This is a genomic window from Paenibacillus sp. J22FR83 (genome assembly GCF_059691955.1).
This window is the reverse complement of sequence record NZ_JCAUAM010000009.1, coordinates 227,091-240,430: the sequence shown is the minus strand read 5'-3', so window position 1 is coordinate 240,430 and position 13,340 is coordinate 227,091. Positions and strand designations below refer to the sequence as shown.

Annotated in this window: 10 protein-coding genes; 2 read left to right on the top strand and 8 right to left on the bottom strand. The window is 45.5% G+C overall.

The annotated features are described in order from the left end of the window. Positions 1 to 29: 29 nt before the first annotated feature. The 6 genes from AC58PV_RS18105 to AC58PV_RS18080 form a co-directional block, all read right to left on the bottom strand. On the bottom strand, positions 30 to 902 hold the full coding sequence (locus AC58PV_RS18105) for a carbohydrate ABC transporter permease (RefSeq protein ID WP_068666295.1): 873 nt from the start codon (positions 900 to 902) through the stop codon (positions 30 to 32). A 15-nt stretch (positions 903 to 917) separates the two neighbouring features. Beyond that, complete coding sequence (locus tag AC58PV_RS18100; protein ID WP_497433637.1) at positions 918 to 1,850, bottom strand: ABC transporter permease; 933 nt, start codon at positions 1,848 to 1,850, stop codon at positions 918 to 920. Between the two features lie 40 nt (positions 1,851 to 1,890). Continuing rightward, complete coding sequence (locus AC58PV_RS18095; protein WP_497433636.1) at positions 1,891 to 3,585, bottom strand: extracellular solute-binding protein; 1,695 nt, start codon at positions 3,583 to 3,585, stop codon at positions 1,891 to 1,893. Between the two features lie 671 nt (positions 3,586 to 4,256). After that, the gene (locus tag AC58PV_RS18090) at positions 4,257 to 5,825 is read right to left on the bottom strand and encodes a response regulator transcription factor (protein WP_497433635.1); all 1,569 of its coding nucleotides are present in this window, start codon (positions 5,823 to 5,825) and stop codon (positions 4,257 to 4,259) included. Next, positions 5,803 to 7,641, bottom strand: a complete 1,839-nt coding sequence (locus AC58PV_RS18085; RefSeq protein WP_497433633.1) for a sensor histidine kinase — start codon at positions 7,639 to 7,641, stop codon at positions 5,803 to 5,805. Before AC58PV_RS18085 ends, AC58PV_RS18090 begins: the two co-directional genes overlap by 23 nt. Before the next feature lie 134 nt (positions 7,642 to 7,775). Then, entirely contained in the window at positions 7,776 to 9,020 is a 1,245-nt protein-coding gene (locus tag AC58PV_RS18080; RefSeq protein WP_497433632.1) for a helix-turn-helix domain-containing protein, read from the bottom strand. Between the two features lie 114 nt (positions 9,021 to 9,134). On the opposite strand from AC58PV_RS18080, the gene AC58PV_RS18075 reads away from it, so the two are divergent. Both AC58PV_RS18075 and AC58PV_RS18070 read left to right on the top strand, forming a co-directional pair. Continuing rightward, a complete protein-coding gene (locus AC58PV_RS18075; RefSeq protein WP_497433631.1) occupies positions 9,135 to 10,550 on the top strand; it encodes an MFS transporter in 1,416 nt (471 codons plus the stop codon). Between the two features lie 16 nt (positions 10,551 to 10,566). Further along, positions 10,567 to 12,618: a PKD domain-containing protein gene (locus tag AC58PV_RS18070; RefSeq protein WP_497433629.1), complete on the top strand. Its 2,052-nt coding sequence runs from the start codon at positions 10,567 to 10,569 to the stop codon at positions 12,616 to 12,618. An 89-nt stretch (positions 12,619 to 12,707) separates the two neighbouring features. Here AC58PV_RS18070 and AC58PV_RS18065 read toward each other — a convergent pair whose 3' ends face one another. Together AC58PV_RS18065 and AC58PV_RS18060 are read right to left on the bottom strand one after the other, a co-directional pair. Next, positions 12,708 to 12,953: a hypothetical protein gene (locus tag AC58PV_RS18065; protein WP_497433628.1), complete on the bottom strand. Its 246-nt coding sequence runs from the start codon at positions 12,951 to 12,953 to the stop codon at positions 12,708 to 12,710. 119 nt (positions 12,954 to 13,072) lie between these two features. Beyond that, positions 13,073 to 13,300, bottom strand: a complete 228-nt coding sequence (locus AC58PV_RS18060; protein ID WP_057309976.1) for a spore germination protein — start codon at positions 13,298 to 13,300, stop codon at positions 13,073 to 13,075. Positions 13,301 to 13,340: the final 40 nt, after the last annotated feature.

Genomic DNA, 13,340 nt, shown 5'->3' with positions numbered 1-13,340 from the left:
CGAGGTATGGCACTACAAGCACTACGGAATTACCCTTTAATCGAGCCGACCAGTACACCCTTCATGAAATACTTTTGCATAAAAGGGTACACAAGCAGGATTGGCAGTGTCGCAAAGATGATGATCGCCATTTTAATCGTAAATACCGTAATCCCACTGTTGTTCATATCCATGGCATCTTTGGCAACGCCTCCATCATCGACAACCATCTCTCGCAAGATCAACATCAATGGCCACAGACCTCGCTTGGAGGTGTAAATAATCGCAGAGAAGAACGTGTTCCACTGGGTTACGGCATGGAAAATAACGAAGGTCGCAATGGCCGGCTTAGAAAGTGGCACGATAATTTTATATAAAACCTTGATTTCATTGGCCCCATCGATAAAAGCCGATTCTTCCAAGCTCGCCGGTATTGCGCTTACAAAGTTCTTCATTAAGATCAAATTGTAGGCGCCTAAGACGCCAGGTAAAATCATTGCCCATAGAGTGTTGTATAAATGCAACGATTTGATTAAGTAAAAGTTAGGAATCAAGCCGCCATTGAAGAACATCGTGAAGGTAATCAGAACCATGATCGTGTTTCTACCCTTCAAGTCTGTTTTCGAAAGCGGGTAAGCCGATATGAGAAGTAGGGATATATTCAGTACTACCCCGACAATCGTGATAATCAGCGTATTCTTATACCCAGTCCACATGAGCGGCATCTGCAGAATCTGTTTATACGCCGCTAACTCTATGTGATACGGGATGAGCTTCAAGGGATTTGCCAAATACTCCGAGTAAGGTGTAATTGAGAACGCAGCCACATAGAAGAATGGAAATAAGCAAGCAATTGCAAACAGCGTCACAATCCCATAATTCACACCATCAAAAACTTTATCACCAAACGATCGAATCCCCACAACTGTAACCTCCTCTTACCAAATCCCATCTTCTTTCATCCACTTGGCGATCTGATTGCTCGCTAGCAGGAATATTAACCCGATCACAGAGGTGAACAGCCCGACGGTTGTACCGAATGAAAATCTTCCGCCAATTAAACCGACGCGGTACACATAGGTCTCAAACACTTCAGAAACACTGAGATTCAACGGATTTTGCAGGACAAAAATCTGTTCAAAGCCATTGCCCATAATATGCCCCAACCTTAGGATCAGCAGAATAATAATCGTCGATTTGATCCCTGGCAGCGTGACGTATAGAATCCTTTGGAAGCGATTCGCCCCATCTATGCTGGCGGCCTCATACAGTTCCGTATTAATGCCAACCATCGCGGCTAGGTACAAAATGCTTTCCCAACCCGATTCTTTCCACATGCTGCTTAGAATCACCAAAGGTCGGAAGTAATCCGTATCGGCTAGGAAGAACACAGGCTCGAAGCCAAACTGCTTCAGGAAAATATTCACGACGCCCCATGACGGAGACAGGAAGTTGACCAGTATCCCCCCAATGACAACCCAAGATATAAAATGCGGCAGATAGATGATCGTCTGTGTAATGCGTTGATACGTACGGTTACGCATCTCATTGAGCAGCAACGCAAGTAGGATCGGGAATGGAAACCCAAAGACAAGCCGCAGAAAACTTAAGTACAACGAGTTCCAGAACACCGTATAGAAATCACTCAGCCCGAACATGTATTGGAAATTCTCGAAACCAATCCAGGGACTTCCGACAATCCCCTTGGAGAAATTGAAATCCTTAAATGCAATGATAATGCCGTACATCGGCACATAGTTAAAAATAAGAAAGTAGACAACAGCTGGAATCAAAAGGATGTACAAATATTTCTTCTTATTGATGTAGCGCAGGGCAAGCTGCGTCCTACTCCTAACCGTCTCAGATGCCATACCGATTCGTCACCACCTAACTGAGTGTCCCGTACGCTCCTCATTTGTTCTGAAGCGCACGTTGTTGCTTGAAAATATCATAAATATCTTTGCTCAAAATAATCTTATCCTTGTCCTTCTCATAAAAGGCTTTATACCAAGCGTCCACTTGTGCGCCTCCCGCCTTCTCCCAAACCGCAATGGCATCCTGCTTGGCCTGCTCTGACGAATAATTCGGGGTCAGAATGGCCTTCATCCAAATGTCGCCCTCGCCTACATCCACTTGCTTCATCGTGTCTGTGAGAATCTGCTGAAGATCTTTGGGCAGCTGCGGCATTTGCTCAGAATGGGTAGGTCCTGCCATCTGCAAATCAAAATCAATGAAGGAAGCGTTCGCTTCGAACATCTTCTTAACTTCCTGTTGCAAAGGGTCTTTCGTATCCATTTTCTCCACACCGAAGTAACATTTCCCGGCAAGCGTTGGTGAGGATAACATCCCGAAATCGCCTGATGCATAGTTGAATTCCTTTTGCCATTTACTCAAGACCGTTACCTGTGGGCATTGACCTGGCGGTGTCTTGCTGTGGACACCCTCGAACCCATAGTACATCGTTTTCATGAACGTCTCTGACGCTGCGAAATCCACGTATTTCATGACCGCTTCAGGATCCTTCGTTTCGGCATTGACGAGACCTGTCATTTGGACCGGGTTAACGAGAATCGGATTAAAGCGTCCCACTGGGGTTGTTGGGTATGGCATTATAGCCAGTTCCGCCTCGGGTACACTTTTTTTGAGACCCAAATAGAAGTCATTATAGAAGGTGATCGGGACATTAAACTGGTCCATATATATGCCGATTTTCCCACTCAAGAAGTCTCGCTTAGCCTTAGCGCCGTACTTATCGATATAGAACTCCTTGTCAACCAATCCCTCATTGTACAGTCTTTTCTTGAACGCTGTTACGGCTTGGATATTGTCCCAACCATGAATAAGCTCATTGCCTTGAACTACGAAATTCGGATAAGTAACACCGAACATTTCGTTCAGTATAGCGACTGAGTTATAGGCTAGTGCGAGGCCGTAGGTATCTTTCATCCCGTTTCCATCGGGATCCTGCTCGGTAAATGCTTTGGCAACCTGATACATCTCCTCGGTCGTTTGTGGAATGTTCAGATGCAGCTTATCGAGCCAATCCTTACGAATAAAAATACCGCGTTGCGGAATGGTTTCGTTAATGCGGCCAAACTGATACAGCTTGCCATCCGTACCCATTCCTGCTTTGCGCAATGCTGGAAATTTCGCCAAGAGTGACTTGTACGTCGTGCTGTACTTCTCAATCATATCGTCGATGGGGCGAAGCTGCCCCTGATTGATCAAGGGATTCTTAATTTGCGGCGCATACTCCAGAATGAGATCAGGTGCGCCTCCACCTGCAAATAAGGTGTTTAGCTTCTGCTCGGACTGTGTCCGAGGCACAGGTACGAAGGTCACGTTGACAGGACCCGCTTGATTAATCCACTTCGTCATCACATTGTTTTCAATCGTTCCCTGGCCGGAAGGGATGTTCCCACGATCATAGATGGTGACGGTAATGTTGCTCCGTTTCGCAGACTTCTGCGCATCGGTTTCTTGTGCGTCCTCAGAATGGGTAGAGCAGCCAGATATAATGGATATGATCACCACAGTGGTCATCAGTTTTGGAAGGCCAGCTCGTTGGATTGGATTACGCAGCGTACTTCCCCCTCTCGTTGTCATTGTGTTTATCATACCATTATGTAGTTAATTGTAAGAAAATGAAGTCGGTGCAACATCTACGATTTATGGGAAAACGGATACGATTTTTAGATTGTTGCTGAGAATTGGAGTCGTTACGTGTCGCTAGATACCGCGAGGAGTAGATCGTCCGTGATAAGCGTAGGAGTACATAAGGACTTCCCGGTGGAAATCGTAGGCACCCTCCCAACTTTAACTGGAAAAACTCCATCTATTTTTTCACAAATCAAATGAAATCCACATGTAACTGGAAAATATACAGTTAAAATCACCCATTCTCTTACTCCCAGCAGAGAATTCACTGAATTAGCTACAGGAAATACAGTTATTCTCATTTTTCCTCAGTTATCATTGTAAATAACTGTACATTTTCCAGTTATATCCCAAACAAGCAGTTGTTCACCCAAACTCCAATAGGTGTTCGAGATATATACTAGCTACCCTACTCCAACTACTTCTCCATTCACCATCACTTTTTAAATTTCCACTTTCCACTCTCACCTCTCACTCAACTCTTACTCCGCTCCCCCATCCCATCATCCTCCTCCGCGCAAAGAAAAATCCCGCATCGCCTAAATTAGGCAATGGGGGACGCTGGTGGGAACATCACTTCGTACACGAAGGAAATTACTGCGAACGCTGTCAAATAATAATCAATTCCTCATGCCGCTGCCCGGCTCTGGGCGAACCATCTTGCGGTAATCCTTCGGGGATAGACCCGTTGTTTGCTTGAATAGTTTGGCAAAATAGTTCGGCAAATCGTATCCGACAACGCCCGATACCTCGGTGATTTTCATATCCGTGTTAGCCAGCAGGCCCTTCGCTTTCTCCATCCGCAGTTCTATTAAATAATCAACGAAGCTGCGTCCTGTCTCTTTTTTAAACAAATGACTGAAGTACGTTGCATTCAAATGCACCTGCGAAGCCACCAATTGCAACGGCAATTGTTCCGCATAATGCTCCTCCATGTATCGCGCTGCCTTCCACACGACATTCTCGCTATATTTCTCTTGCCATGCCGTAAAGCTGCTCATGAAACAGTCCAATTCCACACCTGTCCAATGGGATATCTCGTCATTCGTGCAACAGGCGTTCAGTCGCGTGATGCGCTCTGTCCTTACCTGCGGGTCATACGCTATCTCGAACTGCTTGCGCGCTGTATCTTGCAAGGCAAAGCTGAACGACAATGCCTCCACTTTCCCATCTTCCAGGTACAATCCATAGATCTCTTTCATCAATTGGGCTAGGTACAGCTTCATCGACTCGATTTGTCCTGCTAAAATAAAGGCAATCGTCTGCGTACTAATGAGCTGCTGCTGCGCACGATTCGTCGATAACGGTTTATCGACCTGTGCAGCGGTTTTGTCCTGTACCGTAACTACTGTTGCCCCCAACATGCTGCGCCCCGCCTCATATAGTTCAGCAAGATCCTGTAAACTAGCTGCTACCCCTGCACAATAAGAGGACATCTGTAAGCCGAGTAACCGTTCCACCGTTTCACACGCCGCTTCGCAAACAAGCTTCTCCTCGCATGAATCCTGACATAATAAAGCAAACTGCCCATTTTCGATTAAGATTAACCTGCCATCCATGTCATACATATCGAGCAATTCACTAATCATATTCAACACGGCAAACTGCAGTAATGGCATGTCCCGCTTCATATACTGTTTGTGTGAAGGCATGAAGTCAGTGATCTGGAATAGAATCAATTTGCAAGGAGCTAAGCTTTTCGCTAACTCCGCTGCTAATTCCGCCCGGTAGGGAAAGCGCATCAAGAGTCCTCTCAGCGTGTTCTCCAGCAACAAGGCATGTTCGGTTTCCGCTTTGCGCAAATTCGCTTGCTTCTCTAATACCCGAATCTCAGCTTTAGCCAACGCATCATAAATATCCTGTTTCCCACAAGGTTTAATGAGCAAATCCATGGCTCCATACCGCAATGCGGCTTGCGCATATTGGAAATCTTGGAATCCCGTTATGACGATGAACTCGATATGAGGGAACTTGAGTTTACTCCGTTTCAGCAGCTCTAAGCCATCCATTAATGGCATGCGAATATCTGTCATGACAAGGTCCGGCAGCCTCTCGGCAATGAGCATTTCTGCCTCTTGCCCGTTCTCAGCCTCACCACAGACATGCCAGTTAGTCTCAGAACCCGTAATCATTTTGGCAAGCCCTTTGCGAAATAACGGTTCATCCTCAACTAATAAGATGTGGTGCATCCACCTTTCCCCCTTCGAAAGACATCATCCCATCACATGGAAGAATCAAGCGCATTAACGTGCCTTGCGGCAATCGTTCAATTTCTAAGCGATAGGGATCGCCATAGACCAAGTAAATACGACGTACAACATTCCGAACACCTATACTTTCCCGTTCTCTCTGATGATCATACACCGACTGTTCTTCCGTCAGACGTACCAACGTTGCTCCATCAATGCCGCTTCCATTATCCTCGATCTCAATCTGTAAATCTCCCTCTTTGCGAAAAGCTCGAATCCATAACCGCTTGTTGTCTGGCTGATCGCGAAACGCGTGAACGAAGACATTCTCAACTAACGGTTGCAGGATCAACCTCTGCATGCCGCAGGCCAACAACGCTTCTTCTGCTTCAATGGAAACATGCAGCCCTTCGCCGTGTCGTGCCTCTTGAATCGTCATATAATTACGAATCTGCGTAAGCTCATCTTGCAACGTACTTGGCGTAGAGACTGATTCCAAGGAATATCGCAAGAGATCAGATAAACTTGTCACCAAGGAAGCTGTCTCCACATCGTCGTACAAGAGCATGATTTTCCAATAAATCGAATTGAGTGAGTTGTATAGAAAATGTGGATTAAGCTGCGCCTGCAGCGCTTTAAGCTCTGCTTCCTGTTCGCTCAGCTTGCTGACGTACACTTCCTTAATCAAGGATTGGATGTTCTCGACCATTCGATTGAAACTCTCCGCAAGAAAAGCAAACTCATCATTGGACGTCCTAGGAATTTCAACCTGCAAATTACCTCTACGCAATTGATGCATGGCGGACACTAATCCGTGTAGGGGCTTCAACATCCTACCGCTGAAAATCGAGACACAGACCGCCATCAGCAACACACTGACGAGACCTGAAATGACGGCAACCTGATACACCATCCTGCCCTTTTCCTCGATATCCGCTAACGAAATACCGCTAACCAGCTTGAAAGAGCGAGCTTCGTAGGTGCTTTTCACAAACAAATAATCTTCATTTTCATTCCGCTCGGTAAATGACCGTTCCTGATGTTCCCATGCTGGGATAATCCCCATCCTGTCTTGCGGCACTCGACTATACAGCAATTGATTGTATTGATCGAAGATATACGCGCCGGTCGTCCTGCCAGCCATTAGTTTGTCTAGGGGACTTGTTAGAAAAGACTCATCAATAATCATGACCAGCGTCCCGTAGACAGCTTGCTGCTTCGTCGATTTGAGCAGGCGGGTGGCGACAAGATTGCTCTTCTGGCCGGAAGGATCGGATGCATCTGGAATGTTCATTCGCCGCCACACGATTTCCGCTGACGTCTGGTCCACACCCGTTTTCACCTTATAATAAAAATCCGGAAACGTAATCTGCATCGACGGGTTCGTATGACTGTAGTAGTAATTATTTCCTTCCAGATCAACAATGTATAAGGCGCGAATTTGCGGCGTTTCATTCTTCAATGGCAGCAAAATTTCCGATAATTCACGTTCCAGAATAAATCGGCGATAGGCCTTCGTCTCACCCGCTGGCGGCTCCGAACGGATCCCTTGTACAATTTGCTCAACACGGGGGTGAAAAATAATAAAATCGGTAATCCGATACATGTCTTGGATTTTAAAACCAATCTGCTCGATCGTCTGCTCACTGGTTGTAAGATATTGCTTACTGATCTCGCTCTCGAACAGATTCAAATAAATACGATACGAAATGTACCCTGTAATGAGGGAACACAGAATAATGATAATCGACAATGTTATGATTAACTTCACTTTAAAATGCTGATTAATGTACTGCAGCACTTGCCGATGCTTCATCTACAGATGGCCTCCCGAATTGTGCCATATCTTCTCTCTGTAATAATACCTACTAGTGTAATACATCCCCTTACCCCCTGACATCTATTTATTATCGAAAAAAGGATACGATCTTTAGGTGTATGTCACCAAAATCATATCCATCGACTACGATTTCTATATTGCTTGGGCGTTACCCCTGCGTGTTTCTTGAATACTTTAACGAAATGAGCTTGGTCGTAGAAGGTGAGTCTCGCACCGATCATAGATATGGTGTCATTGGATTGATCGAGCAGCTTCTTAGCCTCTTCAATACGTTCCCGTTGGATATAGTTCACCAAAGCCAATCCTGTCTCTTTTTTGAACAACTGGGATAGATAGTTAGTGTTCAGTCCAGCCACCACCGATAGCTGCTCCAGCTTAATTTCTTCAAACAGATGAAGGTAAATAAATTCCTTACACGTTTGAATCGGTTTGGAAGATCTGTTCTTGCGGGCTTGGTCGACACGATCGGCAAAATCCACAAAAGCTCCAAATGCAGCAGCTTGTATCATCGTAAGTTCGTTCAACTCTTCAATATGTCGAATGTGCAACTCACTCAACGTAGTAGCTATTTCCTCATTTAAGCCACCTTCTATGGCCACATGACTACTTAAAGCAATTCCGCCGATAACTAAATTTTTCACGCCGCGTAAGTAACTCTTTCTTGTTTGCCCCTCAGCCTGGCTATGTTCTCTAACGTTCGTTAGCATTTTCATCAACTCGGTTTTATCTCCATTGCGGATTAAAAGAAGCATGTGATTGGCATCCTCCATGCCTTCATGAAAGATGGCGTACTCTCGCCGTTCAGTAAGCGCAAGGTCGTTGTCCTTTTGTTGATTAGCCAGTCCATACTTCAAGCTAGATTCGAACACCTCTGTTATCTCGAGAATCTCTTGATTAATCATCCAATTTGCCGAGACACAGATATGGAGTAACCGAAGATGGTTGATATAAGGTAAATTGTCCCAGTACGCTTTCCATTTCAACCGTTCCTCGCCTTGGATTCTATAATCGTTCAAGAGTTCCGTGCACAACTGCTCGTTCAGCTTTTGTCGAGTAACAGGACCGATGACAATGACAGCTTGACGCTGGCCATTTCGACTCACTGGCACAACGATAAACTGTTCCATGAAATTGGACTCCTGTAGAATAGGACCCATTATTTCCTTTTCTTGACTAACCACAGAACGGAATAGCTCATAGGCATCGGACATGTTGGGGTGCACAGGCAGCCCTGTTTTCCAGATCCATTCTTCTTGGGAATCCCCTCCCGTTTTGCAGAAAACCGGCAACTGCAGACTTTCATGAACTAATTTACATAAATAAGATAAATTAGGATATTCACTCGTGGTAAACATGCATACAACTCGATTCTATACAATTTTTCTAAATATCATACCATAATTAGTTTTAAGTGTATGTCATAATGCATTTGTAAGTGCTTACAAAATTTGATTGGCTGGAGCGATATTATGGCAACTAAAACAGCGGTCCCACAGATGGTCGCCACAGAGAATGAACATCCTAAGCTTAAATTAAGTGAAAAGCTAGCCCTAGTCATCGGAAACGCGCCTAATACGCTTCATTATCAAATCATTCAAGTCTATCTGTTGTTTTTCTACACAGACTTTATGAAGATAAGTCCGGGGTTCATCGCAGGATTATTTTTAGTTGTCCGTATTATTGATGCTTTCGCTGCGCCATTCTTCGGAGCTTTGATGGATAAGGTTAAGACACCTTGGGGGAAATACACACCCTGGTTCGTCATCTTAGGCGTCCCATTTGGCATACTCGGCTGGCTAACCTTCACAGTTCCTGATTTAAGCTCTACAGGTAAGTTAGTTTATGCCGTTGTCACTTATACGTTTTACAGTATTTTCTCCTCGATTATCACGATTCCAGGCAATGCAGCGGTACCCGCTGTTACCAAACGAATGGACGAAAGAATATCCATAGGACAGTTAAGTTTCCTATTTATTCTCATAGGAGCTTTGATCGTTCAAATAGGCACAGTGCCTATCTACAAAGCTTTAGGTGGCGGGAATGATGCTAGAGGTTTCTCGCTGTTTATGGCAGCTGCTGCAATTCTTACCATCCTAATATCCATCTATCAATGGATTAAAGTGAAAGAAAGACACGTAGTAAAAACAAACAAAGACGAGAAGAGACCTTCAGTTAAGGGGATGGTCGCTGCAACTTTTACCAATAAAGCCGCTGTCATCGTCTATGTATTTTTGTTTGCAACTGCTCTATCCTCCGGGATTCGGGCAGGTGTTCAAATCCATTTTTACAAATATTTTTTCAATAATGAAGGCTTAATGGCGATTATGGGCATCGTTTCCTTGCTGCCAACACTCATTGGTGTAGCCTTTAGTCAACCGATTATTAAGCGATTTGGATTAAAAAACACCCTAATAGCCGGTGCAATTGCTAATTTGGCAACCTGTCCCCTTATGTTATTCATTCCAGCGAATACTACGGGCCTCATGATTCATATCGCAGTAACCGTTTTCACTTGTATCATCGGTGGATTTGGCAGCCCTGCTCAAGGGGCTATGATGCCGGCTGCCATCGATTATACCGAATGGAAAACGGGATTGAATTTGAATGCCTTTATGAGTTCCTTCAACGGATTTGCCCAAACCTTGGCAACAGCTCTTTCGGGTGCAATAGCGGCGGGTGCGCTAAGTTTTATTGGATACGTACCGGATGTAGAGCAAAGCAGTTCAACTCTTTTTGGGCTTCGGTTCATTATAGGTGTACTTCCAGCTGTTTTCGGCGCACTTACCCTATGCGTTATCTGGTTTGATCTTACCGAAGAAAAACAAACCCAAATCGCTAGTGATTTGGAAGTTAGAAGGAAAGCTGCCCAACAGACCACAATTTGAAGCGGAGGCTAATTTAATGTCTATTCATGACAATGAACATACACAAACGGAAAATGCGAGCAATATGGAACTGCAAGATACACAGTTCCAATACCCCTATGTAGATATCGATGAGTGGCGAGAAGAGCCTATGCGTCATCGATACATTCACGGTGGATTTCAGGGGAACGACACCCGTTTTTCATTTTACTTCCCAGCGAAAGAGGAGTACGAGGGACGTTTTTTCCAACCTGTCTATCCTGTTCAAGGCAGTGAAAATGCTGCACAAAGCCACACTGATGGTGTAGACAACAAAATTGGCTTTGCCCTCTCCAGCGGCGCCTACTTGGTAGAAACGAATATGGGTGGAATGTCATCTGACCCTACCCTTGTGTATCGTGCGAGCGCTGCGGTAGCGCAGTACTCGCGGGTTAAAGCAGCGGAAATATTCGGCCCTCACCGCCCGCATGGCTATATTTACGGCGGCAGCGGTGGTGGATTCAAAACCATTTCCTTTATAGAAAACACGACAGACGTATGGGATGGCGCAGTGCCTTTCGTCATTGGAACGCCAATGGCAATTCCAAATGTTTTCACGGCTCGTGTACACGCGATGCGACTGCTGAAGGATAAGTTCCCTGCCATCCTAGATGCAATTGAGCCTGGCGGCAGTGGAGACATGTATGCTGGCTTAAATGAAGAAGAAAGACAAGCACTTGAAGAAGTGACCCGAATGGGGTTTCCGCCTAAAGCGTGGTTTGCCTATAAAGAAATTGGAGATGGGGCGCTTACCGTATTGGCTCCAGCCGTGCTGATGATGGATCCTTCCTATTTCAAAGATTTTTGGACGCTTCCTGGATACCTCGGCCACAACCCCGAAAGTTCAGCTGCTAGGGCGCGTCTCACTTTAAAAAGCGTGATAACAGAGGTTATTCGTCCGCAAAAGCAAGACGCTTCTGAAACCGACAAATCACTGAATATGGGCGTCGATGAAGCTTGGAAAATGCTAACAGAAGGTGAAGGAAACCTGCTTGCCTTCCGAGTGAATCCTCTCCCTCCTGTTGATACCTATCTGGATGGCGCATTTATAAAGATTACCAGTGGCGAAGCCGCAGGTCTGAAAATCCCTCTTGGACAGATAAAAGGAGATGTTGTCACTGTCGGGTCTGCCTTCGGGTTTTTCTCATCCGCGGAAGGACTGGATAACGTTAAGCAAGGCGACGAGATCGTGCTGGACAACTCGGATTATATCGCTCTTCAAACCTATCACCGGCATCAGGTCCCCACCCGTGATTATGCCGTGTGGGACCAATACCGGGACGACGACGGCGAGCCGCTGTATCCGCAGCGTCCCTTATTAGTAGGTCCAGCTGTTGCCTTTGGTGGCGCGGGCTCTGTTCAAAGCGGGCGTTATGAAGGAAAGATGATTGTCCTTCAAACGTTGATGGACGAAAGCGCGTTTCCGTGGCAGGCAGACTGGTACCGAACAAAAGTCAAAGAAGCCCTTGGAGAAGAGCTTGATAACCGGTTTAGACTTTGGTATGTGGATCACGCTTTGCATGCTGATAATAGTTCGAACAATGATTTAGATGAGCTCCATATTGTATCCTACATCCCTGCCTTACATCAGGCGCTTCGTGATTTGAGTGCGTGGGTAGAAAAAGACATTCCCCCTCCTGCCACTACGAGATACGAAGTTATCGACGGTCAGGTTGTCGTCCCATCCAAAGCCGCAGAACGTAAAGGTATCCAGCCTGTTATATCGCTAGAAGTAGACGGTGGAGATCGGGCAGATGTTTTCGTGGGCGAAACGGTCAGCTTCAATGCAGAAATCGAAGTTCCGACTCATACAGGGAAAATTGTATCCGCCCAATGGGACTTCGAAGGGGATGCCACCTTCCCAATCAATGCGATTCTCAGCTATGTCAACGAAGAAAGATCGCAAGCAGTTGTCGAGGCGACTTATACGTTTGACAGCCCTGGCACGTACTTTCCTGTCTTGCGCGCAGCTTCAAACAGGAATGGTAATACGAGTGACATGTATACGCAAGTATTGAATTTATGCCGCGTACGCGTTGTGGTTAAATAAAGAAAAACGAAGCCACGCGATTAGCGGGCTTCGTTTTTTCTGTTCAAACAACCGCCCATGCGGATCGCATCGACGGTTAGTTATTCTTATTAGAATTGACGGTATACAACAGACTCATAGTCGCGCTCTTTTTTATCTAATTCTCGTTGTTCACGATCTACTTGAAGCCAGGAACAGATACATACGACAACAATGCCGGCAAAGAGCAGCAAACCCAGCACCTTCCACCAGAAACTGCCCAAGACAGAAGGATTGACCCCAATGATTAAAATAAAGACAGGAAGAAACCAGATCAGATTTCCAATATATATCCGAATCACTCTTCGTTTTAACAAGCTTCTCTATCCCCTAAAATGGATTCGCGTTCCGTATATCTTTCGCAGCACCATATCCCTTTAGGACCGTTAATTCCCACACTAATCACGTCCAATTTATGGAAGTAAATAAGCGGTCATTATATCGTATTATTCGGCGTATCCACGACATCAGGATCCACGGTATTCGTGCTCCCATTCAGCACATTCTGCACACTTCCAAAGCTATCCCCTGGCGAAAATGAGTTGGCTCCCGCAAATATTTTGGAGGAACTTGTAAGGTTGATTGCCAAGGTATCGCCAATCTGGACATTGGAGCCCTGGGCGACATTTAGAATTTTGATTCCACCGTTAATAATTGCTGGCATGCTCCGGCCACTCCCTTCCAGCTCTTAACCATTGTATGTG